Origin of the sequence: Pseudoalteromonas sp. McH1-7 (assembly GCF_013366255.1) — a bacterium.
Taxonomy (GTDB): Bacteria; Pseudomonadota; Gammaproteobacteria; order Enterobacterales; family Alteromonadaceae; genus Pseudoalteromonas; species Pseudoalteromonas peptidolytica.
Map to the genome: position 1 here is coordinate 19,678 of NZ_JABWPQ010000037.1, position 25,845 is coordinate 45,522.

At 43.9% G+C, this 25,845-nt stretch carries 19 protein-coding genes; 7 read left to right on the top strand and 12 right to left on the bottom strand.

Features of this window, described 5'->3' with window-relative positions:
- Positions 1-38: 38 nt before the first annotated feature.
- Together HUZ36_RS20425 and dinB are read right to left on the bottom strand one after the other, a co-directional pair.
- Positions 39-1,724 carry a carbon starvation CstA family protein gene (locus HUZ36_RS20425; RefSeq protein WP_176033846.1) on the bottom strand — a complete coding sequence of 562 codons (1,686 nt, stop codon included), beginning with the start codon at positions 1,722-1,724 and terminating at the stop codon, positions 39-41.
- 110 nt (positions 1,725-1,834) lie between these two features.
- Positions 1,835-2,890 (bottom strand): DNA polymerase IV, encoded by a 1,056-nt coding sequence (gene dinB, locus HUZ36_RS20430; RefSeq protein WP_444428459.1) that lies wholly within the window; start codon positions 2,888-2,890, stop codon positions 1,835-1,837.
- Between the two features lie 221 nt (positions 2,891-3,111).
- Between dinB and HUZ36_RS20435 the strand changes: the two genes are divergently transcribed.
- The 4 genes from HUZ36_RS20435 (at position 3,112) to HUZ36_RS20450 (ending at position 6,044) form a co-directional block, all read left to right on the top strand.
- Positions 3,112-4,164: an aldo/keto reductase gene (locus HUZ36_RS20435; RefSeq protein WP_147391080.1), complete on the top strand. Its 1,053-nt coding sequence runs from the start codon at positions 3,112-3,114 to the stop codon at positions 4,162-4,164.
- A gap of 81 nt (positions 4,165-4,245) precedes the next feature.
- Positions 4,246-4,758 carry an NUDIX hydrolase gene (locus tag HUZ36_RS20440; protein WP_147391079.1) on the top strand — a complete coding sequence of 171 codons (513 nt, stop codon included), beginning with the start codon at positions 4,246-4,248 and terminating at the stop codon, positions 4,756-4,758.
- Between the two features lie 73 nt (positions 4,759-4,831).
- On the top strand, positions 4,832-5,521 hold the full coding sequence (locus tag HUZ36_RS20445) for a hypothetical protein (protein ID WP_176033848.1): 690 nt from the start codon (positions 4,832-4,834) through the stop codon (positions 5,519-5,521).
- 40 nt (positions 5,522-5,561) lie between these two features.
- A complete protein-coding gene (locus HUZ36_RS20450; RefSeq protein WP_128731297.1) occupies positions 5,562-6,044 on the top strand; it encodes a LabA-like NYN domain-containing protein in 483 nt (160 codons plus the stop codon).
- Positions 6,045-6,130: 86 nt separating this feature from the next.
- Here HUZ36_RS20450 and HUZ36_RS20455 read toward each other — a convergent pair whose 3' ends face one another.
- Positions 6,131-6,841: an SIMPL domain-containing protein gene (locus HUZ36_RS20455; RefSeq protein ID WP_147391077.1), complete on the bottom strand. Its 711-nt coding sequence runs from the start codon at positions 6,839-6,841 to the stop codon at positions 6,131-6,133.
- A 253-nt stretch (positions 6,842-7,094) separates the two neighbouring features.
- Here HUZ36_RS20455 and HUZ36_RS20460 point away from each other — a divergent pair, with 253 nt between their 5' ends.
- Both HUZ36_RS20460 and HUZ36_RS20465 read left to right on the top strand, forming a co-directional pair.
- Positions 7,095-9,761 (top strand): bifunctional acetate--CoA ligase family protein/GNAT family N-acetyltransferase, encoded by a 2,667-nt coding sequence (locus HUZ36_RS20460; protein ID WP_176033849.1) that lies wholly within the window; start codon positions 7,095-7,097, stop codon positions 9,759-9,761.
- 241 nt (positions 9,762-10,002) lie between these two features.
- Positions 10,003-10,950, top strand: a complete 948-nt coding sequence (locus HUZ36_RS20465; RefSeq protein WP_128731002.1) for an ion transporter — start codon at positions 10,003-10,005, stop codon at positions 10,948-10,950.
- Here the strand turns inward: HUZ36_RS20465 and HUZ36_RS20470 are convergent.
- The 3 genes from HUZ36_RS20470 to HUZ36_RS20480 are packed head-to-tail and all read right to left on the bottom strand — an operon-like array spanning position 10,945 to position 16,062.
- Positions 10,945-15,414 (bottom strand): EAL domain-containing protein, encoded by a 4,470-nt coding sequence (locus HUZ36_RS20470; protein ID WP_176033850.1) that lies wholly within the window; start codon positions 15,412-15,414, stop codon positions 10,945-10,947. The genes HUZ36_RS20465 and HUZ36_RS20470 overlap by 6 nt on opposite strands.
- A gap of 19 nt (positions 15,415-15,433) precedes the next feature.
- Positions 15,434-15,859, bottom strand: a complete 426-nt coding sequence (locus HUZ36_RS20475) for a GNAT family N-acetyltransferase (protein ID WP_128731004.1) — start codon at positions 15,857-15,859, stop codon at positions 15,434-15,436.
- Complete coding sequence (locus HUZ36_RS20480) at positions 15,859-16,062, bottom strand: DUF3283 family protein (protein ID WP_125250475.1); 204 nt, start codon at positions 16,060-16,062, stop codon at positions 15,859-15,861. The genes HUZ36_RS20475 and HUZ36_RS20480 overlap by 1 nt, the downstream gene beginning before the upstream one ends.
- Positions 16,063-16,225: 163 nt before the next feature.
- On the opposite strand from HUZ36_RS20480, the gene HUZ36_RS20485 reads away from it, so the two are divergent.
- Positions 16,226-16,915, top strand: coding sequence for a transporter substrate-binding domain-containing protein (locus tag HUZ36_RS20485; RefSeq protein ID WP_254879608.1), 690 nt, complete (start codon positions 16,226-16,228; stop codon positions 16,913-16,915).
- Here HUZ36_RS20485 and HUZ36_RS20490 read toward each other — a convergent pair.
- The 6 genes from HUZ36_RS20490 to HUZ36_RS20515 form a co-directional block, all read right to left on the bottom strand.
- Positions 16,899-17,147, bottom strand: a complete 249-nt coding sequence (locus tag HUZ36_RS20490) for a DUF1289 domain-containing protein (protein WP_125250476.1) — start codon at positions 17,145-17,147, stop codon at positions 16,899-16,901. The two genes, HUZ36_RS20485 and HUZ36_RS20490, sit on opposite strands and share 17 nt — an antisense overlap.
- A gap of 304 nt (positions 17,148-17,451) precedes the next feature.
- On the bottom strand, positions 17,452-18,876 hold the full coding sequence (gene lpdA / locus HUZ36_RS20495; RefSeq protein WP_176033851.1) for a dihydrolipoyl dehydrogenase: 1,425 nt from the start codon (positions 18,874-18,876) through the stop codon (positions 17,452-17,454).
- A gap of 211 nt (positions 18,877-19,087) precedes the next feature.
- Complete coding sequence (gene aceF, locus HUZ36_RS20500; RefSeq protein WP_176033852.1) at positions 19,088-20,977, bottom strand: pyruvate dehydrogenase complex dihydrolipoyllysine-residue acetyltransferase; 1,890 nt, start codon at positions 20,975-20,977, stop codon at positions 19,088-19,090.
- 11 nt (positions 20,978-20,988) lie between these two features.
- Positions 20,989-23,655: a pyruvate dehydrogenase (acetyl-transferring), homodimeric type gene (gene aceE, locus HUZ36_RS20505; RefSeq protein ID WP_176033853.1), complete on the bottom strand. Its 2,667-nt coding sequence runs from the start codon at positions 23,653-23,655 to the stop codon at positions 20,989-20,991.
- A 70-nt stretch (positions 23,656-23,725) separates the two neighbouring features.
- Positions 23,726-24,475 (bottom strand): pyruvate dehydrogenase complex transcriptional repressor PdhR, encoded by a 750-nt coding sequence (gene pdhR / locus HUZ36_RS20510; protein ID WP_125250480.1) that lies wholly within the window; start codon positions 24,473-24,475, stop codon positions 23,726-23,728.
- Positions 24,476-24,760: 285 nt separating this feature from the next.
- Positions 24,761-25,513, bottom strand: a complete 753-nt coding sequence (locus HUZ36_RS20515; protein WP_128731010.1) for a substrate-binding periplasmic protein — start codon at positions 25,511-25,513, stop codon at positions 24,761-24,763.
- Positions 25,514-25,845 lie beyond the last annotated feature (332 nt).

Below are 25,845 nucleotides of genomic sequence, written 5' to 3' on the forward strand. Positions count from 1 at the left end.
GCCGACTATAGGTGATTTATGAGTAAGTTCCAAGGGAACTACGACATATCACGGGCTTCATCTGGTTTTGCTTTGGTTTTGCTTATCACCGACCAAGCTTCTAACATCACCAAAATACTGACCACCAGCACGATAACGTCAAGCACAACCAACAGCCAGTTGCCTTTTTGATAGTATTCCCCTAGCTTGATCACACCAGCAAAGAACGCCATTACCAGTACGAATACCATTGGGATTAAAGTGTACTTGGCGGGACGCCCTAATTTGATAAGGTACACTGAGATAACCAGCAGAGTTAAGCTTGCCAAGATTTGGTTAGTCGAACCAAACAGCGGCCAAATCACCATACCACCACTACCTGATGCGCCCCCTGCGCCAAAGGCAAGTAACAAGCAACACCCTACAGCAAATAAAGTTGCGACAATACTGTTGTTCAAGAACTTGATGTTATAGATCTCGCCCCACTCTTGGATAATATAGCGCTGTAGCCTAACGCCAGAGTCCATCGTCGTGCCTGCAAAAAGAACAACCATAACCGCAAGTAGCGTTGACGCGATTTCAACAGGTAACCCCCAACCTGTACTGATAAGGTTTGAGCCACCATTTATGAAAGCTGATACGCTACCGGCACCAAGGTGACTATAAATTTCGTGCCACTCTTCTGGCGATACTGCAAGCATCACACCACTCACGGCGACTAACGTAATAAGTGCTAGTGAACCTTCACCAACCGCACCTAAGTAACCTACAAAACGGCCATCTTTTTCTTTGTCTAGTTGTTTAGAACTCGTTCCTGAGGAGACAATTCCGTGAAAGCCAGATACCGCACCACAGGCAATCGTTACGAATAGTAGCGGGATAATGCTTGGGGTATTTTCGACCGTTTGGGTATTAAATGCCGGTGCAGTAATATCTGGCATCACCACAAACACTGCTCCGTATAATAAAACCAAGCCAACCAGCAACTGCATACCATTAATAAAATCACGTGGCTGTAATAACATCCACACAGGTAGTAATGATGCCACCGCTGCATACATAAATAAAATGATGATCCAGTTTGCTTTATCACCGAGGCCAAACATTTCTGTTGGTAAGGTGATAGGCATGCTGCTCCCCATATAAATGGTCGCGTAGAGCACAATAACTCCGATAATACACAGCGGCACTAGCGGCACTTTTCGTTTTAGCAATTGACCGATGATAAGCGCTACAACAATAGCCGACCAAGCTGGGAATACCGCATTAGGATTACCCACAAAAGAGTTTGCAATCACCACGCCGAATACTGCATTAACCATGAGCAGTACAAGGAAGACCACAATCATAAACAATGAACGAGTACGCTTACCGATGACGCTTTCTGACAGCGCCCCCATCGATTTACCTTTATGGCGAGCACTTGCCCATAGCGCGCCCATATCATGAACACCAGCAAAAAATATAGTGCCAAATACAACCCAAAGCACCGCTGGCACCCAGCCCCAATAAACAGCAATAGCAGGACCAACAATGGGTGCCGCACCTGCGACTGAAGTAAAGTGATGCCCCCATAGTACCACTTTATTCGTCGGTACATAGTCAACACCATCTTCCAATTCATGAGCTGGCGTGACAAAGTTGTCATCCATTTTAAAGATTTTTTCAGCAATAAATTTGGAATAGACAAACCATCCAAATAACATCCCTATAATGCCGAAAAGTACGATCATTATGGATTGCATAATGCTTACCTCTTGTTGTTGTTTTAATTACACGCACATTGCGTGATTAGTTTGTTCCACGACAACTTCGAAGCTAGCATAAAATAAATTATTTGCAGTTATCTTTTAGTCTAACCATCAAAAAGCCCAAGCTGTGCTTGATCACCCGGTTTTTCATTTAAACCAATATGCAACCCTATCAGACGAACTGGTTTAAATTTTTGCCGTGACATAGCTTCCACCAGCAGCTCTTCAAAAATGGCCAGATCAATATGTTGATATTGGCACTCTTTCGTAGTTTGAGTGAAATCGTAAAATTTCACTTTCACACCAAGCTTATTAAATCCACGTGTTAGATAAGGCTGTGCTCGGCGTGTAAGCTCTGGCAAGAGCTTTTCTGTGATGACCTGCTTAAGCGTAGCTAGGTCGAGCGTGTCTTCTGCAAAAGTAGTCTCAACACCCACAGACTTACGCACCCGGTCAGTCTCAACCCGGCGCTCATCTATGCCTTGGCAGCGTCGCCACAACACAGTGCCAAACTTACCAAATGACTGGCGTAATTGCGCTTCAGATAGCGCTTTAACATCATTCCCATATTCAAGCCCCATCGCAAGAAGCTTCTGTTGCGTCACTTTGCCTACACCAGGGATCTTTTTAAGGGGCAACGCATCAATAAAAGCGCTTACTTGGTGAGGGGGAATAACGCACAGACCATTGGGTTTGTTTTCATCGCTGGCAATTTTAGCCAAAAACTTAATCGGTGCGATCCCAGCAGAAGCGGTTAAACCTGTTTCTTTGAATATGTCTGCTCGAATTTGTTCAGCAATAAGGGTCGCACTACCACAACATAGCTCGCAGTCTGTAACATCAAGATAAGCTTCATCCAAAGACAATGGCTCAATAAGCGGCGTATAGCGAGAAAAGATAGCTCGAATTTGCTGTGAAATTGCTTTGTATACGTCCATTCTTCCAGGGACTATGACTAGCTGCGGGCAGAGTTTTTTCGCTTGATAATTCGACATAGCAGAGCGCACCCCATATTGCCGGGCAATATAATTTGCCGTCGATAGTACCCCACGGTGACTTCGTCCACCGATAGCCATAGGTACTTTTGCAAGCTCTGGATTATCACGCATTTCTACCGAGGCGTAGAACGCGTCCATATCAATATGAATAAATTTACGCACGCCAAAACACTGTCTAAATAAACAGTGTTTATTATGTGCTAATTTTGCAACTGTTGCAATCTTGAACATAGGTCACAATGATCTGGACTATACTTGTGTGGATGTCTGTTGCAAGTTGCACTGCAAAACAGAGATAATGCTAACAATATCAATACAGTTCAAAGCACTAGATCCGTTACTTTGGCTATATTTAATCATTCAGTAATTAATCAGGAGCCTGCATGAAGTACTCACGACTTGGTAGTAGCCCACTTGAAGTTTCACGCATTTGTCTTGGAAGCATGACTTGGGGCGTACAAAACAACCAGCATGATGCCGACGAGCAGATCAATTATGCACTAAGCCGTGGTATTAACTTCATTGATACCGCTGAAATGTATGCAGTTCCCCCATCACCAGATACCTATGGTAAAACCGAGGCTATCATAGGTAACTGGCTAAAACGCCATCAAGAAAAGCGCGAAAAGCTCGTTGTTGCAACAAAAATTGCAGGTGCTGGCTTACCTTGGATCCGTGAAGGTAATGCCATTACAGGTAAGGCCGTGATCCAAGCCGTAGACGATTCTTTAGCGCGCCTAAATACCGACTACATAGACCTGTATCAGTTACATTGGCCAAATCGCACCTCCCCGCACTTTGGTAAGCAATGGCCTGGTATGTTGCCACTCACAGCTCTTAACAGTGATGAAGAACGTGAGGGGATGTTAGATATTTTAGAGGGGCTAGCAACATGTATTCAAGCCGGAAAAATTAACCATTGGGGCCTTTCAGATGATACGCCATGGGGAATTCACACCTACCTTAACTTGGCCAAACAACACAATTTGCCAAAGCCTGTCTCTATTCAAAATGAATTTAGCTTGTTACACGCAAAGGATTGGCCATACCTCATTGAGAGCTGTGTGAACGAAGATATTGCCTATTTACCTTGGTCACCGCTTGCCAGCGGAATGCTAAGTGGTAAGTATTTAGGCGGCGCAAGACCCGAAGGCAGCCGCTGGACTTTGGTACAACGACAGGGCTTATTCAGAGACACGCAATTAGCTCAAGAAGCCGTTGCCAAATATGTAGACATTGCCAACGAATTCAATATGACCTCGGCTCAGCTGGCACTGGCATGGTGCAACCAAGTCGATGGCGTGACTTCAACCATAATTGGCGCTACGACCATGGCACAACTTAAAGAAAATATTCACGCGTTTGAAACTCCCTTGTGTGCAGAAGCCTTAGCAGAGATTGATACTGTATTCAAAGCGTATCCAGCACCATTTTAGACCATCCAATCGCGATACGCTGAGGCTTAGCGTATCGCCTTATCACACTATCCTTAAATATCTAGATTGAAGTTAAACCCCATGCAGAACCTTAATACTACTCCAGCCATTCCACTTCAGGGTACTTGTTTTACCAGAAAAACCGCTCGCGCTATCGTCCTTAGGGGTAGTGATATTTTACTGCTTTACACCAAGCGTTATGACGATTACACCCTACCAGGTGGTGGCGTCGACGAGGGTGAAAGCTTAGAAGCAGCATTGGAGCGCGAGCTAAAAGAAGAAACGGGTGCAGTATCCATCACAGGGGTGACGCCGTTTGGCCGCTATGAAGAGTACCGCCCTTGGTATAAACCCGATCATGACAATATACATATAATCTCTTATTGCTATGTTTGTGAGATTTGTGGCGAATTTGATACCCCTACCATGGAGGATTATGAACACGCCAATGGTATGAAACCGGTGTGGATCAATATAAACCAAGCCATCGCGCATAACGAAGCAAAACTCAATGATGCGAATAACAAAGGGATGTCCGTTTTACGTGAACTCACCTTGCTAAAACATATTTCCGCACAATTAGTCACAGATTAATTTGCCTATTGAGGGAACAATTAAGCCTTTATTAAACTCTAACCCCGCACGACTCAAGGATTTAATAAGAATAATGCGGCTGCTCCAAAACAACCTGATTAGTTTCACCATCATCGGCTCTATTTTGCTGCATCTACTGCTCGGGTGGTACCTGCAGCAAAGTACCTACGTCCCCTCAAAGCCGTTGCCAATTAAAGCAATGAAAACCTATTTGGTTATTGAGCCTACTAAGCCTAAGTCGGAGCCTGTTAAGACCCCGGCGATCACTGAAGATAAGCCAGTAAAAGAGTTAAAACCAACACAGCTGGACAACACGGTTGAAGTATCAACAGCGACACAAGTAGAACCAACAAAGCCAGCGGTTGAAAATACAACCAAGCACGAGGCCAAAACGGCCGTCACCACGCAAGCTAAAAAGCTAGATCATCGAAAAGCAATCTCGCAATTTCGCCAGCAACTTTTAGAGCGCTCGGCCAGTGATAGTGTTCTTAGCCCAAATCAAGCAAAGCCGCAGCGGATCACCGTGCCTAAAAGGCATCAAACTACCGCTGCGAGCATGCAAAGAGAACAACTCGAGTCTACGCCTCAATACACCGTCTACCGCGAAAATGGCCTGTGTTATGCTGAGGTTAGACCCGATCCGAGTATTCCGACACCGGAGGGGTTAAATAAGAATTGGCGTACTGCGCCCCGCCCTTGCGATGGCGGAGCCATTAAAAAAGCCTATGATGCCGCGATGACTAAATGGCTAAACAAGCGCTAATCTTGCTATCATAAAGCAAACCTATTGCTAAGAGTCCGTTATGGAAAAAGTCACCATTTTAGTCGATGCTCAAAATGTTTATTACACCACCAAGCAAGCCTACCAAACGGGCTTTGACTATAATGCGTTTTGGCGCAAAGCAACGGCTGATCGCGAGGTATATCAAGCCATTGCCTATTCCAGCGAACGAGGTGATGATAAACAAAGACAGTTCCAGAATATCTTACGAGCAATAGGCTTTGAGGTGAAATTAAAGCCTTATATTCAACGTGCCGATGGATCAGCGAAGTGTGATTGGGACGTTGGCATTACAATAGATGCGATGGAGTGCGCAGCAAAGTCCGATGTGATAATTCTAGTTACTGGTGATGGTGACTTTGATTTACTCGCCAGTAAACTTAGAGATAAATACCATACTCGAGTTGAAGTTTACGGCGTGCCGCAACTTACCGCTGCTTCTTTGATCCGTGCTGCCAGTGAGTTTATTCCAATCGAAAACGAGTTATTAATTGGCAAGAAATAAACAAGCAAAACCCCTTTGATAGAAGGAGCTTTGCTTGTTTGACGAATTTGTCATTTTTGCTCGCTTAGCCGCGTAATAAACGCGTTTTAATCCGATAAGTAATATTCCACACTCGTTACCACGCGCACGATTTTAATTTGTGGTGTGTTACTGTCTCGATCACGAATACTAAACTGCCCTTGCCTTGCCGATTTTATTTTGCCAAGCACAGAGTCAGAATCTTTAGCAAATTTTACCGCAACTTCTCGCGCTTTTTGCGTCGCTTCTTGCACCATTTCAGGCTTAATATCATTAAGACCAGTAAACAAATACTCTACTCGATTTTGATAGTCATCTTTAGTGATAGCAATACCTTGTTTTGCCAGTTCATTCAGCTGACCCAATGCTCGGGAGACTTTATCAGGATTATTAGAATATACCGTAACTCCGGCCTTTGCTACATAACGAAACCCTTGATTATTTTGGCCATACTCTTGAGCATATTTGTCTGTGATAGAAGGTGCCGACACCGATAGCTCAGACGCATCAAACCCCTGCAAGGTTAGAAATGCCCGAATGGCTGCATTTTTCTTTTCGGTGCGCTCAACAAGCGTTTCAAGGTCGTTATCGGCATCACGATAAAACACCGGCCAAATTACCGTATCTGCTTTAACTTCTTGTTCAGATAAGCCCTTCACACTAACGGTTCGCTCCATGCCTTTTACTGCAATAATGGTGTCTTTTATCAACCAACTACTTATCACCACTGCCAGTGATAATAGCGCGGCTGGGGCTAAATATTTACTCATAGTCGACATCTTTCTATCCTCGGGGTTATGCCTTCGTTGTGACTTTCAAACTCTTAAACCTATATGCTTAATTAAGTGCGCTATCTTAAGGTGAAAAAACCTGACTTAGTCAGCGTCAGAGTGGCTCCTTCAAATTGAGCGAGTATTAAGTCTAATTGGTATTATAACGGGGGTAGATCAAAGTCTACCACTGTAGCGCTCGAAAACTGCCAGCAAAATGGTAGAGTGATAGATATGAGCCGAGGCTGAATTAGGAATCAATATGAGCGTAAAACGCATTAGCCAATTTTTTAACCCAAAATCAATTGCCGTAATTGGGGCCTCTAACCACCCTGATCGCGCTGGCTTTATCGTGATGCGCAACTTGCTTCAAGGCGGATTTAAAGGGCCAATTATGCCTGTTAGCCCAAAACACGTGGCGGTGCATGGTGTACTGGCTTATGAAACCATCAAACAGCTTCCGAAAGTCCCCGACCTCGCCGTCATAGCCACCAACAAACAAACGCTGATTAAAATAATCACCGAACTGGGAGAAATAGGCTGTCAACATGCTGTTATTATTGCCGCAGGTCTTGATAATCAGCATAAACAACAGCTAAAAGAAGCAGCCAAAGAAGCAAAAGTAACATTACTTGGCCCAAACTGCCTTGGATTATTAATTCCTCATTTGGGAATTAATGCCAGCTTTTCTCATACTGTAGCAGCACCTGGAAAGCTCGCCTTTATTTCACAATCTGCGGCTGTCTGTTCCACTATTTTAGATTGGGCACAGCATAAAAAAATTGGTTTTTCCTATTTTGTTTCTGTCGGGGATTGTCTTGATATTGACTTTGATGAGTTACTTGATTTTTTAGGTCGTGATCCGAAGACACAGGCCATATTACTTTATATTGATAATATCGATGATGTTAGGCGGTTTATCTCCGCAGCAAGAGCGGCGGCCTTTAGTAAACCTGTGATTGCTATAAAAACGGGAAAAACCAAAGCTGGTGCTATTGCCGCTCTCAATCATACCGGAGGAAATACCTCAGATGATGCTGTGTATGATGCTATGTTTCAGCGCGCAGGTATGCTGAGGGTAAATGATCTGAGAGAGCTATTTGCTGCCACTCAAACCCTTGCCCTGCACCCCAAATTGCTGCAAGTAGAACAGCTAACTATATTAACCAATGGCGGTGGCCCTGGCATTATGGCAGTGGATACGCTGCTGCAAAACTCCGGCAAATTAGCCGTGCTCAGTGAGCAGACTAAGCAAGCACTTAGCGCCCTGATCCCACAGACCGATCATGCTTGCAACCCCATCGATATTTTTGGCGATTCCTCACCAAAGCGCTACCAACAGGCGCTAGAGATTTTGCTCAAGGCAGATGAAGTTAAAAATTTACTGATCATTCATACTCCTTCAGCCTTAGCTCCAAGTACGGCCTATGCCGAAATTATTGCCGAAACCTTGGCTAAAATTCCAAAAATGGCACGCCCTTATGTAATGACAAACTTTATGGGAGAAGAAGCCGCTTACGCGGCAAGGCTAGTGTGCGCTAATGCAAAAATCCCAACTTATCGCACGCCGGAGGGAGCTGTCGGTGCATTTATGCACTTAGTTAGCTATCGTCGTAACCAAAAGCACCTCACCCAAACACCAGAATCTTACAGTGATGAGACTCACCTTCAGCATAAACAGAGTAAAACGCTGATCAATGAGTTTTTAGATGCAGGTGCCGCTAAACTTGCAACACATCAGGCATCCCAAATACTTGCCAATTACGATGTAGAGTGTATCGAAACAAGAGTTGCCTTAACCCCCTCGGAAGTAAAAGAACAAGCTCAGAGACTAGGATTTCCAGTTGCGCTTAAACTCATTAGTCATGATATTCCCTCTAAATCTGAAGTCGGAGGCGTAGTACTTAACCTCAATGATGCTGAAGAAGTTGAACAAACTGCATTTGCCATGCTGCTGCGGATCCGTGAAGCTGCACCCGATGCCGAAATTGAGGGCTTTTCATTACAAAGAATGGCAAAACGTGCTGGTGGGCAAGAATTAAGAATTGCGGTTAAGACCGAGCCTGGTGTTGGTCCAGTGATCTTATTAGGCGAAGCTGGTACCGGCTTAAACTTTTCACAAGCAGCAGTAGCTTTACCGCCTTTGAATATGAACCTTGCCAAATACCTTATTGCCGCAGCTCACGATAAAGGCGTCATAAAGGAGCGCGCTTTACCTGAGAAGGTAGACAAATACCGCCTGTGTGCCTTACTCACTAGAGTGTCGCAAATGGTGGTTGATCAGCCCGATATTAGAGATATGGAGCTCAATCCCATACTAGCCTGCTCGGGACAGTTTCAGGTATTAGATGCCACTATCTCCTTGAAACGTTATCAGCCAGTTGCAGGACGTAAGCGTCTTGCAATACGCCCATATCCTAAGGAGTTGGTCAGCACCGTCACCTTAAAAGATGGCCGCCCCGCAACACTGCGCCCTATTCGTCCTGAAGACGAGCGAGCTCATCAAGAGTTCGATCAATCTTTGACTAAAGAGGATAGATATCGGCGTTTCTTCGGTGAATTACCGCAGTTTAACCATGACCAGCTGGCAAAAATGACACAAATTGATTACGACCGTGAGATGGCCTTTATTGTCACTATACCGAATAAATCTAGCTACCAAACACTAGGGGTGTCTAGAGTCTTGATGGATCCTGATAATTTAGTTGCAGAGTTTGCCGTGGTCGTGCGTTCTGATTGTCAGGGGTTGGGACTTGGCAGGATTCTCATGGAAGCGGCTATCACGCACTGCCGAAAACAAGGCGTTGAGAGTATTGAAGGGATCACGTTACCGGAAAATAGTGGCATGATAGGCCTTGCCAAAAAACTTGGATTTACGGTTTCGCGAGATTTCGAAGAAGGCACCATCCAGATGGTGTTACATTTTTAATCATACCAATTTGCTTAATTAAGTGGTCTATTTTGAGGCGAGAAAATCTTGTCGATAACTCCGCTACCGCGTCCTGCTATCGCCAAGGTACCTACATCCGTGTAGGCAAGGCTAAAATTTTGCTATTTAGTTGTTCTAAATGAGAAATTTTTAAAGCTGTTAGCGTCAGATTTACTCCTTCAAATTGAGCAAGTATTAAGTCAAATTGGTATCAAATAGGGTTTGGAGAGCTAGCATTTTGATGCAACTTCACATCAGAGAAAAAACCGCTGCGGTTTTAGAAGCAACAGGTAAATATCGCAAAGTTGGTCGCGCGGTTGATATATTTCTTATTACTCTCATTCTTACGAATGTTGTCGCGATTGTACTTGAATCTGAGCGAGACTTAGCGAAGGCATATCATTATTACTTTCTCACCCTGGAGCTTGTCAGCGTTGCCATATTCGCAGTGGAATATCTGCTCAGGCTATGGTGCTGTGTAGATAAACTCGACTATCGCCACCTTGATTTACCAAACTGGAAAAAGCGCCTTAAGTATTTAGTATCACCTCTTGCGCTGATCGATCTAATCGCAATATTACCCACTATTTTAATGGCATTTATTGCCTTTGATTTGCGTTTTTTAAGGGTGATCCGCTTACTGCGAATTTTCAAACTCACGCGTTACTCAAGAGCAATGCAACTATTACTCGCAGCATTTAAAGAAGAGTCTAGCTCTTTGTTAGCAGCATTTTTTATTATGAGTGTTGTGCTCATTATGGCTTCTTGCGGTATTTATTTAATTGAGCATGATGTCCAGCCGGATAAGTTTGGCTCAATTCCCAAGTCAATGTGGTGGGCTATGGCGACACTCACCACTGTAGGTTATGGTGATGTTGTCCCTATAACCCCATTAGGACAATTTTTTGGTGGTGTGATCACCTTACTCAGTATGGGAATGGTGGCGATCCCTACAGGCTTGTTGGCATCAAGCTTTGCAGATCAGATGCGAAAGCGTAGAGATGCTTTTCATGAGGCTGTGCTACATGCTTTAGTGGATGGTGAGGTTGATAAGAATGAAAAAGAACACCTAGAAGCGTTAAGACTTGAATTAGGGCTGAGCCAGCTAGAAGCCAACCAAGCTATTAAACTAATGGCAAGCCAACGTGTGCATCACATGTATTGTCGTCATTGCGGCAAGCGGCTATAGCCGCTGCTGCATTTTTAGCATTTCAGCCACCTGCTCACCAGCTACCGCGGGACTATATCGGTATCCCTGATAGTGATCAACATGCTCTGCTGTTATTCTTTGCAGTTGAATATCGCTCTCTACACCTTCAGCAACACACAAAAGCCCTAACCCATGGGCTAGATTCACACACGAGCGAACAATTAAATAACTCTCTGGTTGCTCTGAAATTTGCTCAATAAACTGCTTATCTATTTTTATTGCATCAAGTGGCAACTGCTGCAAGTAAGTCAATGAGGCATATCCAGTGCCGAAATCATCCATATAAATGCTGCAACCCAGTGACTTGAGCGCCTTCATAATTTCTACTGCACTTTCAATGTTGCTCAGCATCGCGGTTTCTGTAATTTCAAACGTCACATATCTCCCGTCCACTTTACTGCGCTGCAACAGACTTGCTATCTCTTCAACGAGCCCTTCATAGTCAAAGTTAATCGCAGATAAGTTAACAGATACATATACATCTGGTTGTATGGTTTGCCAGTGTCTCAACTCGATTAGCGCCCGCGATAGTGTCTGTAGTGTAAGCTCTGTCACTACACCTGTTTGTTCAGCGGCTAACGCAAATTCTTGGGCACAAAACTCATCATTGTCAGGCCAACGCAACAAAGACTCAAAACCTAGCAACTTGCCACTTTGAACATCGACAATAGGTTGGTAGTGATTACTGAACTGATTATTTTTTAGCGCGTTCATCAATGCTTGTTCGACTTCCCGTGAGCGCCTTACTTTGCCGTTCATTTCTTCACGGAAGAATTGATAAGCTGAGACTTGTTTTATGAGCACATGATCAAGTGCTGCTTTTGCCGCTTGGCTCAGGGCAAAAGCATCTAAGGCATCATCAGGATACATTGCAATTCCAATAACAGGCTGCATTGCTACACTTTGACCTGACACATTAAATGGGTTGGCAAAAGAGTGAAGTAGGCACTGCACATACTGCTGAACCTGTTCAGGGTGATCTAATCCCTCCATCAATACATAAAACAACTTGTCTTGACCAATGGCTAAGCTGTCTAATTCACGAAAACAACAACGTAGCTTTTTCGCCAGCAAGGGTAATAATTCGGCCACAAAATCTGTACCGTAAATATCATGAAGGTGTTGCAAACGGCTAAACTTGATAACCAGCAAAGCATGTTGAGTTGGGTGAACTTGAGATTGCTTAATCACATGTTGCACTCTATCCATCAATAGCGCTTTGTTGGGCAGGTTAGTTTGTAAATCATAATTAGCTAATTGATATAGTTCTTTTTCACTGCGCTTTTGTTGACTAATATCAGTTAACACCACCACATAGCTGTGTAACTCCCCCTCGCTATTGGCTACTGCAGATATTTTCACTAAAACATCACGTTCATCACCATTTGGTAGGGTTACAACCTCTTCGGAGCTAATGTGTTGGTGCACAGCCAAAGCCATCGTTTTTCGCAGATACATTATGCGCTTTTGCCGCGATACACCAAGTTTCACGGCAGTACTAGAAGACGGGATTGACTCCAAGTTGAAAGCATTTTGCATCGCTCTATTGCATACTTGAATACGTAAATTTTTGTCTAGGATCATGACCCAATCACGAGTTTGCTCAAATGCAGCGCCAAATAGTGCTGCCCGCTCCTCAAATAAACGTTCACGCGTCAAGTTAGTATAAGTTCCAGCTACTTGAGTGGGATTACCATCTTCCCATTCCAGCACTTTGCCAAAGTCTTTATACCATCGCCATTGCCCTTGGCTGTCTTTTAGGCGGTATGTACAATCGATAAACCCTTTATTTGTAGTCACAAACTCTAGCCACTGTAGTCTGAACATTGCCCTATCTGCGGGATGTATTTTTTGCAGATAATCGTCAAGTCCGACACTTTCAAGATCGTAATCTAGTTCATTGATAAGTCTCGGTTGATAAATTAACGTGCTCCCAGCATGCCACTCCCATACCCCTGAGTTACTTCCTTCAAGTGCCATTTTTAGCCGAGCCTCACGATCTTGTGTGGCTTTGTGGGCAGCTAAGATAAGCTGCTCAACGCGATATTTTCGATAACTCCAAAGCGACAATAGCATCAGCGTTAAAAACACATAACCCGCTATCGCAACTGGTGAGCGCCACGCAGGATAATTAACCTTTATCGTCAATTTTGCAGGAGGCGTATAGTCGCCAGTAAGGGGGTCTTTTGCCCATACTTTTAGTGCGTACTCACCGGGATTCAATTTAGGAAAAACAACTCGATTTTGATTGCGGCTCAGGATTTTTTGACCACCCGATATCTGGTATTCATAGATGATCCTATCTTGATAGCTAAATGCCATTGCTGAGAAAGACACCTCTAAGCCAATATCGTCATGTTCTAATTCTATATGCTCAAACTGCTTCAAACCCGCTTTTTGATTTGGCCGAGAAATTAAGTCCACACTGGTAATATTGACATGATCCAACAGCGGTTTTTTAGGGCGGTTATCCTCAGGAGCAAAAAGCACAAAGCCCTTGAGCATGCCGTAGCCAATCCTACCATCTTGCAACACCACAGAGGCACCGCCATTAAATTCATTAGAGAGAATGCCATCTTCGGTAGTAAATTGTTGCAGGTGCAAATTATCTGGGTCAAGCCGCCAAATCCCCTTGTGTGAAGACATCCATATCATACCCTCGTCATCTTGGCGCATTTCGTACATCAATGTATCTATTTTATGTGCTTTTAAGTCAATATTATAAATTGGCTCGTAACCGTCTAATGTCATACCGATTAAACCAAACGAAGATAAAGACAACCACAAGATGTTATTTTTATCTATCGTATATGTGGTGATGTCCACCGCAAGGTGCTTGTTTGCTTTTGGGGCTTTGTATATTTCTGTTAGTGTTTCACGCTGTGGGTCGTACTGAAATAGCACCCCCGCATTATAATAGAGTGGCTTGGTTAAATCGTTTGGCAAAGGTGGATAAAAGCCATAAGCAAGAAACGGATCAACGCCTTCAAAAGATTGCTTTAAATGCGTTAATTCTGCGCTATCTATATCATAAACAAACATTCCTTTATCGCTATTCACAAAGTAGAACTTACCATTATTTAATAGCTGTCCACCTTTGACAAAAGCGGTTAATATCTCTTGGTCTTGCGCGTTATTGGCTTTTGGCCTAGTTAACTTATGTGTAACGGGATCGAATACAAATAGGCCTTTTACGGTAGTTAGCCACAATTTATCTTTGTATTGAGCTATCCTCCATACAATAAACTCAGAGAGAATATCATCACCCATATATCCTTTAAAAAACTGTTTGGTCTCTCTCGTTTTTGGGTCGTACCGGGTTAAGCCATCATTTGTGGCTAACCAAATATAGTCTCGCGTTTCGTGCATTGCCCAAACATTGCTGTGCGAGAAGCCTTCGCCCGTTACGGTCAAATCGCTAACATTGTCAAAGGCTAAGGTGCTATCCGGTAAGTAAAATGCACCATCCTCTTTGGTCGCAACCCAGATCCCGCCGTGGTCATCTTTTGCAATGTCGATCACACTGGTATTCGAGGGAAGAAATACACTTGACGATAAACGCTTATCACGAACAGCCGTACCCTCGGAAATATCGTAATAAACGAGTCCCTTATCTGTTCCGAGCAGCAAGGTTTGCTGATCGTGCTGAAGTATCTTCCAGATATTCAAATCAGGAAGTAGCGTTTTAAATGTTACCTTGGCGTCAAAATCTTGCAGCAGTTGCGAGATATCAAGCTCATACATACCCTCAACTGCGCCAAGCAGCAGCTTGTCATTATTGAGAATAAATAGCGATTTAGTGTTAGTTTGATAAGGATGTGCAACATCCGAAATGTGCTCAAGCTGACGCAGTTTTTTTGTTGGTAAATGATACGCAAACAAACGCTCTGATGTAGCAATAAATAAAATATCTTGATGTTGATTAACAGCTCTAATAAAGCCATTGTCTTCATTCAATGGCAGGGTAACTTCTGTCACTAATTGACCAGAACGAATATCAAGTGTCGCCACTTCATTTGTTCTGACTGCCCACATGTGCTGATCATCTTTGGTTAGCACTAAGTCAACCATATTGTTGTAAAACTCTCCCTCCGTTGAGGGAGGCTCAATGTACTTTCGGTAGCGGTCGGTCGTAGGGTCATAACGCAATAACCCTGCGATGGAAGTAGTGATCCACACACCGCCTGAATTATCCTGATAAATATAGTTAACCTGCACTTTATCAAGCACCCCGTCAGGCCCCTCTACTTCTAAAACTTGATAGCCATCATAACGGTTAAGCCCTCCCTCTGTTGACAACCATAAATACCCCTGCTGATCAATTAACAGTGTATTTACGTAACTCTGGGAGAGCCCTTCAGCGGGTGATAATCGAGAGATTTGTACAGCATTTGCTAATGAAGAAAACAAAACAATACAAAAAATAAAGCACAGGCGAAACATAAAAAGCCAAAGTTGTTAACTAGGCGTAATACATTGCCACGAGTTGACGATTTTGTCCAAGATAACTCGCCAAGCGTGACGCAAGTTCATCGGGAAGCGGTTGCGCCTTATCACAAAACCCCAGCGTGAGGTAAAAGGAGCGTAGATGGGTATATGCGAAAGTATAAACTGGACTATGTGGATTAGTTCCTTGAAACTGGCTCAACGCGTCAGTAATAAGTGCCTTTGCAATACCCCGACCACGCCACGACTGGCTAACATACACACCTACTAGCAACCAGTGTTCTGCTACTGGTTGCAATCGACATGCAGCTATAATACCAGTGGTGTCTTTAACGACCCAAACAAGATCATGCTTTGCCGCTCTTCCTCTTGCTCCATGTGCATCATAAAACTTATTCACCAAAGGAGTCATAATAGGCGCTAAGCGCTCTATGTTATACATCAGGCAAGCATCAAACTGAGATAGTATTCAAACTTTTGCTTTAATATGTCTTGCTCAGAGAGAGGGCGTTGATTAATCGCATCATAGATTGCTTCGCGACTTTTTTTGCCACGCTTTATTTGGTAAGCCCAAAATGACGCTTCATATTCAAGCTGGATCTGATACTTTTCTTGCCTTGGCAACAAACACAAGTTATGGCTCATCGTGCTATTCGAAGTAGATTATGGATGGCTATAGTTTATCATAATGACTTCGTGGGGCAGCAGCAAAAATTTCTCCTCTCCCCCAACAAGGTATGCCTTTATACAATAAAGTATGTATAATCGAACGCAGAGTAACCATTTGTAGCATTTAAAAGGAGCCAGATTGAAAGCTACACTCCTGTGTTTAGTCCTTGTCGTTTTGTCCGTTACTTGTACCGCAAGTGAAATACCAAAAGTAATGAGATTCAACAAACCGCCTCAAACACCACAAGCGTTATATGTCATTGAGTTGATGGAGTTGGTTTATAAAGAGCTCGGCATTGAGATGAGACTTGAGGAGTTCAATCATAAAAGCTCTCTGATAGCGGCAAATGCCGGTAATTTAGATGGCCAACTTGGTCGAGTGGCAAGTATCGAGGATGATTACCCAAACCTCAAGCGTGTAGACTATCCTTTATTTCAATTTACATTGCAGTTATTCACGCTATGCAGTGATTGTACACTAAACAACCTAAGGTCTCTCACTATCCGCAGCGGTTATCCCGTCGCCAGCACCTACTTGAACAAACATGGCGCTGATGCGTATATCATCAATGTAAAAAGCGTGGTTGCTCAGCTTAATTTAGTCATGCAGAGACAAGTCGAAGGCGCTTTGCTCCTCGATTTTCATTTAAAACCTCACCTGCGCAATATTAATGAAGACAACTTGCAAATAAAGGACTTAGAAGTAGTTGAAAGTTTTCATTTTGTGCATAAAAGGCATGCAACATTACTACCTCTTATCAAAAAAAAGCTCTCAGAGTTTGAGCAAAAAGGTGTGATAGATATGCTCAAGGCTAAATATCAAATTTAAAGTTTTCTCCTCCTTGCTCGTCTACCTGCCCCGCTTTCGCTTTACGTTGTAGGTATCGTTTATAGCGCTGCTGACATAATGCAATCACCTTACGCTTTTGCTCATTATTTAATGAATTCCATGCAAAGCGCTCTTCTCGACTACGATAACACCCGACACAATAACCGCGATTATTTACCTGACAGATCCCCTTACACGGACTTGGGATCTCAAATATCTCAATTTGTTCCATGTATAACTCAACCCCTTTGCCCCTTATCTAAGCATACTGCTTAGAAGCTGCGCTGCCAAGGTTATACCAATTTGACTTAATGCTTGCTCAATTTGAAGGAGTAAATCTGACGCTAACAGCGTTAAAAATTTCTTATTTAGCACAACTAAATAGCAAAATTTTTGCCTTGTTATCGACAGATTTTCTCACCTCAAAATAGACCACTTAATTAAGAAAATTGGTATTATAAGGCGCGAGTTAAAACCTAGCGCACCAAAAACAAAAAACCCAGCGCAAGGCTGGGTTTTTTAAAAGCTCAGAAAACTTACTTTTTCTTCACGGCTTTTTTGTTTGGTAGATCAGTAATTGAACCTTCAAATATTTCAGCAGCTAGACCGATTGACTCGTTTAGCGTTGGGTGAGCGTGGATAGTAAGCGCTAGGTCTTCACCATCAGCACCCATCTCTACTGCTAGGCCGATTTCACCAAGCATTTCACCAGCATTGATACCAACCATAGCACCACCGATCACACGGCCTGACTCTTTATCAAAGATAAGCTTAGTTGAACCTTCAGTACGTGCAGAAGCAATCGCACGACCAGAAGCCGCCCATGGGAATACCGCAGTTTCAATGCTTAGACCTTGCTCTTTTGCTTCTTTCTCTGTCACACCAACCCAAGCGATTTCTGGATCTGTGTATGCAATTGAAGGAATACATTTAGGATCGAAGTAGTGCTTCTTACCAGAGATAACTTCAGCAGCAACGTGACCTTCATGAACCGCTTTGTGCGCAAGCATAGGCTGGCCTACGATGTCACCGATAGCGAAGATGTGATCAACGTTGGTTTTCATTTGCTTGTCAGTGCTGATGAAGCCACGCTCATCAACATTTACGCCCGCTTTGTCTGCGTCGATTAGCTTACCATTAGGTGTACGACCAACAGCAACTAGTACTTTGTCATAACGAACTTGGCCTTCTGGCGCTTGCTTGCCTTCGAAAGATACATAGATACCGTCTTCTTTCGCTTCAACAGCAACAACCTTAGTAGAAAGCATCACGTTAAACTTGTCTTTAACGTACTTTTGGTAAATCTTGATAACGTCTTTGTCAGCCGCAGGTACCAGTTGATCAGCAAACTCAACTACGTCAATCGCTGAACCTAGTGAACGGTAAACAGTACCCATCTCAAGACCAATGATACCACCACCTAGTACAAGTAGCTTTTCAGGTACGTCTTTAAGCTCAAGTGCACCAGTAGAATCAATGATACGCTCATCTTCAGGGATAAAAGGTAGGCTTACAGGCTGAGAACCTGCTGCAATGATTGCATTATCGAAAGTTACTGTTTTCGCGCCGTCAGCACCCTCAACCGCAATGGTGTTAGAACCTGTGAACTTACCGTAGCCGTTAACGACAGTAACTTTACGCATCTTAGCCATACCGCTAAGACCGCCAGTTAGTTGACCAATTACAGACTCTTTCCATGAACGGATTTTGTCTAGGTCGATTTGTGGAGCACCGAAAGAAACACCGTGAGAAGCCATTTCAGCTGCATCGTCAATTACCTTTGCAACGTGAAGAAGGGCTTTTGAAGGGATACAACCAACGTTCAAGCACACACCACCTAGCGTGTTACGAGATTCGATTAGTGTAACGTCTAAACCTAAGTCTGCTGCACGGAATGCCGCAGAGTAACCACCAGGACCACCGCCTAGTACAACAACTTGAGTTTTGATTTCGTTGCTCATGTTATTACCTTAACTGTTATTTGAACGGGTTTACTCGTTAAGAGTAGCCGACCCAAAGTGCCTGCCAAACACCCGATTCGGGGCACAGGGCAGAGAGAGTTATTATTGCTCGAAAGTGTATCATTCACACTCCCTATTGTCCCGCCTAAATATCAAGCGGAACAATAAAATACAAGAAAACCGCATCACCTAAGTGATGCGGTTTCTATTCTTACATTACTAACTGGCGAATATCGCTTAGGTAGTTTGCAAGAGTCACAGTAAAGCGAGCTGCTAGTGCGCCGTCAATGACACGATGGTCGTATGAACAGCTTAGCGGCACCATTAGGCGCGGCTCAAACTCTTTACCATTCCATTTTGGTTTGAAGTCTGACTTAGACACACCAAGAATCGCCACTTCAGGAGCATTAACGATTGGCGTAAACGCCGTACCGCCGATCCCGCCAAGGCTTGAGATAGTGAAACAGCCACCCTGCATGTCAGAGGATGTCAGCTTACCATCACGTGCTTTCTTAGAGATTTCCATCAATTCGCGTGATAACTCAATGATGCCTTTTTTATTCACGTCGCGAACAACAGGAACTACAAGACCATTTGGTGTATCAACTGCGATACCGATATGAACATACTTCTTCAGAATTAAGCTCTCACCATCTTCAGATAGCGAAGAGTTAAACGTTGGGAAGTCTTCTAGTGCTTTTGCAGCGGCTTTCATCACGAATACTAATGGCGTGATCTTCACACCCATTTTCTTCTTCTCTGCAAGTACGTTCTGTTCTTTACGGAACGCTTCAAGCTCAGTGATATCGGCTTCGTCAAACTGTGTAACATGTGGGATTTGTACCCAGTTACGGTGAAGGTTTGCACCTGATAGCTTGTTGATACGAGAAAGCTTCTTCTCTTCAACTTCACCAAACTTGCTGAAGTCTACTTTTGGCCAAGGAATAAGACCAAGTTCACCGCCGCCAGTGTTGCCACCTTTTGCGACTTGACCAGACTCAACTTGCTTAACCAGCTCTTTCACGTAGTTTTGTACGTCTTCTTTTAGTACACGGTTCTTACGACCTGTACCTTTAACACGAGCTAGGTTAACTCCAAACTCACGCGCTAAACGACGTACCACAGGTGATGCGTGGGCATACTGATCATTGGCCACAAAATCATCTTTTTGTGCCGATGCTTTTGGAGCTTCAGATTTCGCTGCTGGAGCAGCTGATTGCGCTGGCTTTTCTTCAGCTTTAGCTGCTGCCTGAGGTGCAGGTGCCGCGCCTTTCACTTCGAATACAAAGATTAAAGAGCCCGTTGATACTTTATCGCCAGCATTAACTTTGATGGCTTTAATCGTACCTGCGAACGGTGCTGGCACTTCCATTGAAGCTTTGTCGCCTTCAACCGTGATAAGCGATTGCTCTTCTTCAACGCTATCGCCTACAGCAACCATGATCTCAGTGACTTCAACTTCGTCACCACCGATATCTGGTACGTGTACTTCTTTTTCAGCTGATGCTGCTGGCGCTTGTTCCTGTGCTGGTGCTTGCGCTTCAGAAGCTGCTGGCGCATCACCGCTACCTGCAACTTCAAAAGTGAAGATCAATGAACCCGTTGACACTTTGTCACCCGCGTTGATTTTCACGGCTTTGATAGTACCTGCAAATGGTGCAGGTACTTCCATTGAAGCCTTGTCGCCTTCAACCGTGATAAGTGATTGCTCTTCTGCAACAACATCACCAGCTGCCACTAAGATTTCTGTGACTTCAACTTCATCGCCACCAATATCTGGTACATGAACTTCTTTCACTTCTGTTTGACCTGAAGTGCTGGCTTCTGGCTTGGCTTCTTCCGCTGGCTGTTCTGCAGCTGTTTCTTCACCTGCTGCTTCAAAAACCATAATCAAAGAACCAGTCGAGACTTTATCGCCTTCGGCTATTTTGATTTCTTTCACCGTACCTGCCACAGAGGCAGGTACTTCCATTGATGCTTTGTCGCCTTCAACCGTGATAAGCGATTGTTCTTCTGCAACCGTGTCACCTACGCTTACTAGGATCTCGGTTACTTCAACCTCATCGGCACCAATATCTGGAACATGAATTTCGATTGCCATTACTCGTCCTCTTATGCGTAAAGTGGGTTAGTTTTGGTGGTGTCGATATCAAATTTCTTGATAGCGTCAGTCACAGCTGATTTTTCAATCTTGCCTTGCTTAACTAGCTCACCAAGTGCAGCAACTACTACGTAACCTGCGTTCACTTCAAAGTGACGACGTAGGTTTTCACGGCTGTCTGAACGACCGTAGCCGTCTGTGCCAAGCACTTTGTAAGATGCGCTCGGCATAAATGCACGTACTTGATCAGCATAGTTTTTCATGTAATCAGTAGCTGCAATAGCTGGCGCATCGCCAAGCACACTCGTGATATAAGGTACTTTTTGCTCTGCTTCTGGATTTAGCATGTTAAAGCGCTCAGCATCTTGACCGTCACGAGCAAGCTCGTTGAATGACGTTACAGAGAATACATCAGAACCGATACCGTAGTCGTCGCTTAGAATTTGCGCCGCTTTACGTACTTCGTTCAAGATAGTACCCGAGCCCATTAACTGAACCTGTGCTTTGTCGCCAGTGTAGCTTTCAAGCTTGTAAATACCCTTACGAATACCTTCTTCAGCGCCTTCTGGCATTGCAGGTTGATGGTAGTTTTCGTTCATGAGCGTTAGGTAGTAGAACACGTTCTCTTGCTCTGGACCGTACATACGGCGGATACCATCTTGCAAAATAACCGCTACTTCAAATGCAAACGTTGGGTCGTAAGAAATACAGTTCGGCACCGTACCTGCTTGTATGTGCGAGTGACCGTCTTCGTGCTGTAGACCTTCACCATTTAGCGTTGTACGACCAGCGGTTGCACCAAGTAAGAAGCCGCGCGCTTGTTGATCGCCCGCCATCCACGCCATATCACCTACACGTTGGAAACCAAACATTGAGTAGTAGATATAGAACGGGATCATTGGTAAATCGTTGGTGCTGTATGAAGTTGCCGCAGCCACCCATGAAGACATCGCGCCTAGCTCATTGATACCTTCTTGTAGTACCTGACCAGAGGTTGCTTCTTTGTAGTAAGAAACAATATCGCGGTCTTCAGGCTTGTAGTTTTGGCCATGTGGGTTGTAAATACCGATTTGACGGAATAAACCTTCCATACCAAAAGTACGTGCTTCGTCAGCAATAATAGGTACGATATTTTTACCAATACTCTTATCTTTCAACAAGATATTTAGTGCACGAACGTAAGCCATCGTTGTTGAAATATCACGTTTTTGCTCTTCAAGTAGTGGTTTAAACGCATCTAGTTCAGGTAGCGTTAATGCTTCTGTGAAGTTAGGCAGACGCTTAGGCGTGTAACCGTGCAGCGCGTTACGGCGAGCATGTAAATACTCGTGCTCTTTTGAGCCCTCTTCCAGCGTTAAGTATGGTAGGTCTTGTAATTGCTCGTCAGACACTAAGTCATCTAGGCCTAGACGTGAACGTAGATGCGCTACGTGCGTCATGTCCATTTTCTTAACTTGGTGAGCAATGTTCTTACCTTCAGCCGCAGCACCCATGCCGTAACCTTTTACGGTTTTAGCTAAGATAACTGTTGGACGACCTTTGGTTTCTTGTGCTGCTTTAAACGCCGCGAATAGCTTAGATGGCTCATGACCACCGCGCTTCAACGCGAAGATTTCTTCGTCAGTCATATCAGCAACCAATGCTGCGGTTTCTGGGTAACGACCAAAGAAGTGCTCGCGTACGAACGCACCATCTTTTGATTTGTAGGTTTGGTAATCGCCATCAACTGTTTCGTTCATCAGTTGTAGTAATTTACCTGTGGTATCTTTAGCAAGTAGCTTGTCCCAACCAGAACCCCAAACCACTTTGATCACGTTCCAGCCAGCACCTTTAAATAGGCCCTCTAGCTCCTGAATGATCTTACCGTTACCCATTACTGGGCCGTCAAGACGCTGTAGGTTACAGTTGATTAGATAACATAGGTTGTCTAGCTTTTCACGGGCAGCGAATGAAATTGCACCACGTGATTCTGGCTCGTCCATTTCACCATCACCAAGGAAGGCATAAACGCGTTGCTCAGAGGTGTCTTTTAGACCACGGCCATCTAGGTATTTAAGGAAGCGCGCTTGATAGATAGACGCGATTGGGCCTAGACCCATAGAAACCGTTGGGAACTGCCAGAATTCAGGCATTAATTTAGGGTGTGGGTATGAAGAAATACCGTTACCGTCGACTTCCTGGCGGAAGTTGTCTAGCTGCTCAGCGCTTAGGCGGCCTTCAACAAATGCACGAGCATAAATACCCGGAGAAATGTGGCCTTGGTAATATACTAAATCACCACCGTCCTTCTCGTTTGGTGCACGGAAGAAGTGGTTGAAACACATTTCATAGAATGCAGCTGACGACTGGTAAGAGGCCATATGCCCGCCCAGCTCAAGATCTTTCTTCGACGCACGAAGTACGATCATAATCGCATTCCAACGGATGATAGAGCGAATACGACGCTCAAGGTTCACATCCCCTGGATACGCAGGCTCTTGATCTGCTGGGATAGTGTTGACATAGTTAGTCGTAGTGCCTGTTGGCATATCTACGCCATCAAGACGCGCTTGCTCTAATACTTGCTCTAACAAGAACTGAGCGCGCTCTACGCCTTCTTCTTTTACGACCGACTCAAGCGCCTGTAACCATTCTTGGGTTTCTAGCGCGTCTACGTCAATTTTATTGACTTCAGACATATGGAGTGTTCCTTATGTTTAAAATACGAATTTATTCTATTTGTGCCAATTCTTACTGAATCAAGCCCGATTACTGCTGCTTAGTTCTACGCAGTGAGCGCTCTATTCGCGAGCGCTCTTTACCAGCTTCTAATAACGCTTCTTCGATAAAGGCTAAGTGGGCGTTACTAGCAAGTCTTGCTTGTTCAGGGTTACCATTGATCACCGCATCTAATAACAACTTTCTGTGCTCACCGAGCTGCTCACTGACGTCTGATTTTTGCACCAAGACAGTTAAGTTTTGCAGCACGTTTTGCTCAAGCAATGACTGCATCCCTTTTACAAGATGAAGCAGGACGACGTTGTGCGACGCTTCTGCAACGGCAAAGTGAAAAGCATTAATTGCCCTTGCCTTTTGCATCAGGTCATCACCTATCTGTGCTATGTTGTCAAAGCTTTGTTGTACCTTTGCAAAGTCATTCTCTGTGCCCCTGAGCGCCGCATAGTAGGCTGCAATGCCCTCTAGTGCATGACGGAACTCAAGTAAATCGAACTGAGATTCAGGGTGTTTACTGATCAAATCGAATAATGGATCAGTTAGCCCCTCTTCAAGCTGATTCTTAACATACGTACCACCACCTTGACGACGGGTTACAAGCCCCTTTGCTTCCAATTTCTGGATAGCCTCACGTAGTGATGGACGCGACACTTCAAATTGCTTAGCTAGCTCACGCTCAGGCGGCAACTTTTCACCCGGTAATAACGAGCCCTCGAGGATCATATTCTCAAGCTGTTCTAGTATTACGTCCGATAGCTTTGCTGCTTTAATCTTTAAAGACATTGAAATAACGCCAATTTTTTATGATGTGACCTAGCCAGCTCGCTGACTTATTTTAATCAATTTGGTAAGAATTAACTTCATAGGTAAATTGGTCATACCAAATTTGCACAATACGTTATCAAAATCCATGACAACTGTCAAAATTCAGCTCAATTCAATAATAAGCTGAGTGTAAAAACAACAGTTAAAGTGCATAAACTTTAACCAAGAATCACGAAAATTTAAAAGGTGATTTAAATGGTCAGACCAGATAAAGATTTAATGAGGATAGCTTATAGAAGACAGTTATGATTCAAGCGCACGTTCACAATGCGCTTTAAAACGCGCAACATAGTCCATATCACTTAACAAGGTCTTTAATCCCCTGTTGTATGGTGCCAAATATTCACTATGGTGTTTGTTGATAAGTAAATACCCATGCTGCACAAAAGCTGGCTCGGGTTGGGCGACCAATAACTTTGCATCGTCAACAGGAAGCTCCTTTAGATAAGCCTTAGCTGACTTTTCATCCATGATCATAATATCGGCGCGCTCTCTTAAAATAAGTGCAATATTCTTACTTGTATAAGTCGCATAGGATGTTTTTATTGCATACGTATCAATAGCGTCTAATAAAGCTTTAGGATAAGTTAAACCCCGGTTTAGTAACAACTTATGCGGCTTTAGATCGGCGTAACTAGTAAACTGAAAATCAAGTGTTTTATGGTGATAAAATCGCGCGGTTTCTTCTGTCAGTGGATACTCAGTATAGTGATAGTCTCGGCTACGTTGCTCATTGTAATACCAATAAGCACTACCAACATAGGCCGCTTTCATCCCTTCTTGATATGCTCGCTCCCAAGGCATGAATAAAAACCGCACTTTGATATTTGAAAGTGCAAATGCGTCTCTTATTACCTTGGCCACACATCCTTGGTCTTGTTGTGCCTGATCTAAATAAGGCGGCCACTGTCCAGTGGTAATGTTCACATGAGCTTCAAGCGCTCTCGCATTGCAACTGATACAAACCAGTATCACTATCAACCAAACTGCTTTCATCTGCACGCCTATTTATTTTTAGAAAGAGTATAGGCGACAATTTTTGTTATGGGTACATTATTGAGAAAAAAGAACCGTTTATACCAATTTTCTTAATTAATTGGTTTATTTTGAGGCGAGAAAATCTTGTCGATGACACCGCTTCCGCGTCCTGCTCACGCCGAGGTATCTACGTCTTGTAGGCAAGGCAAAAATTTTGCTATTTAGTTGTTCTAAATAAGAAACCTTTAATGCGGTTAGCGTCAGATTTACTCATTCAAATTGAGCAAGTATTAAGTCAAATTAATGGAATGGACTCTCTCCACTCCCCATCGGCGTCATAATGCGCCATA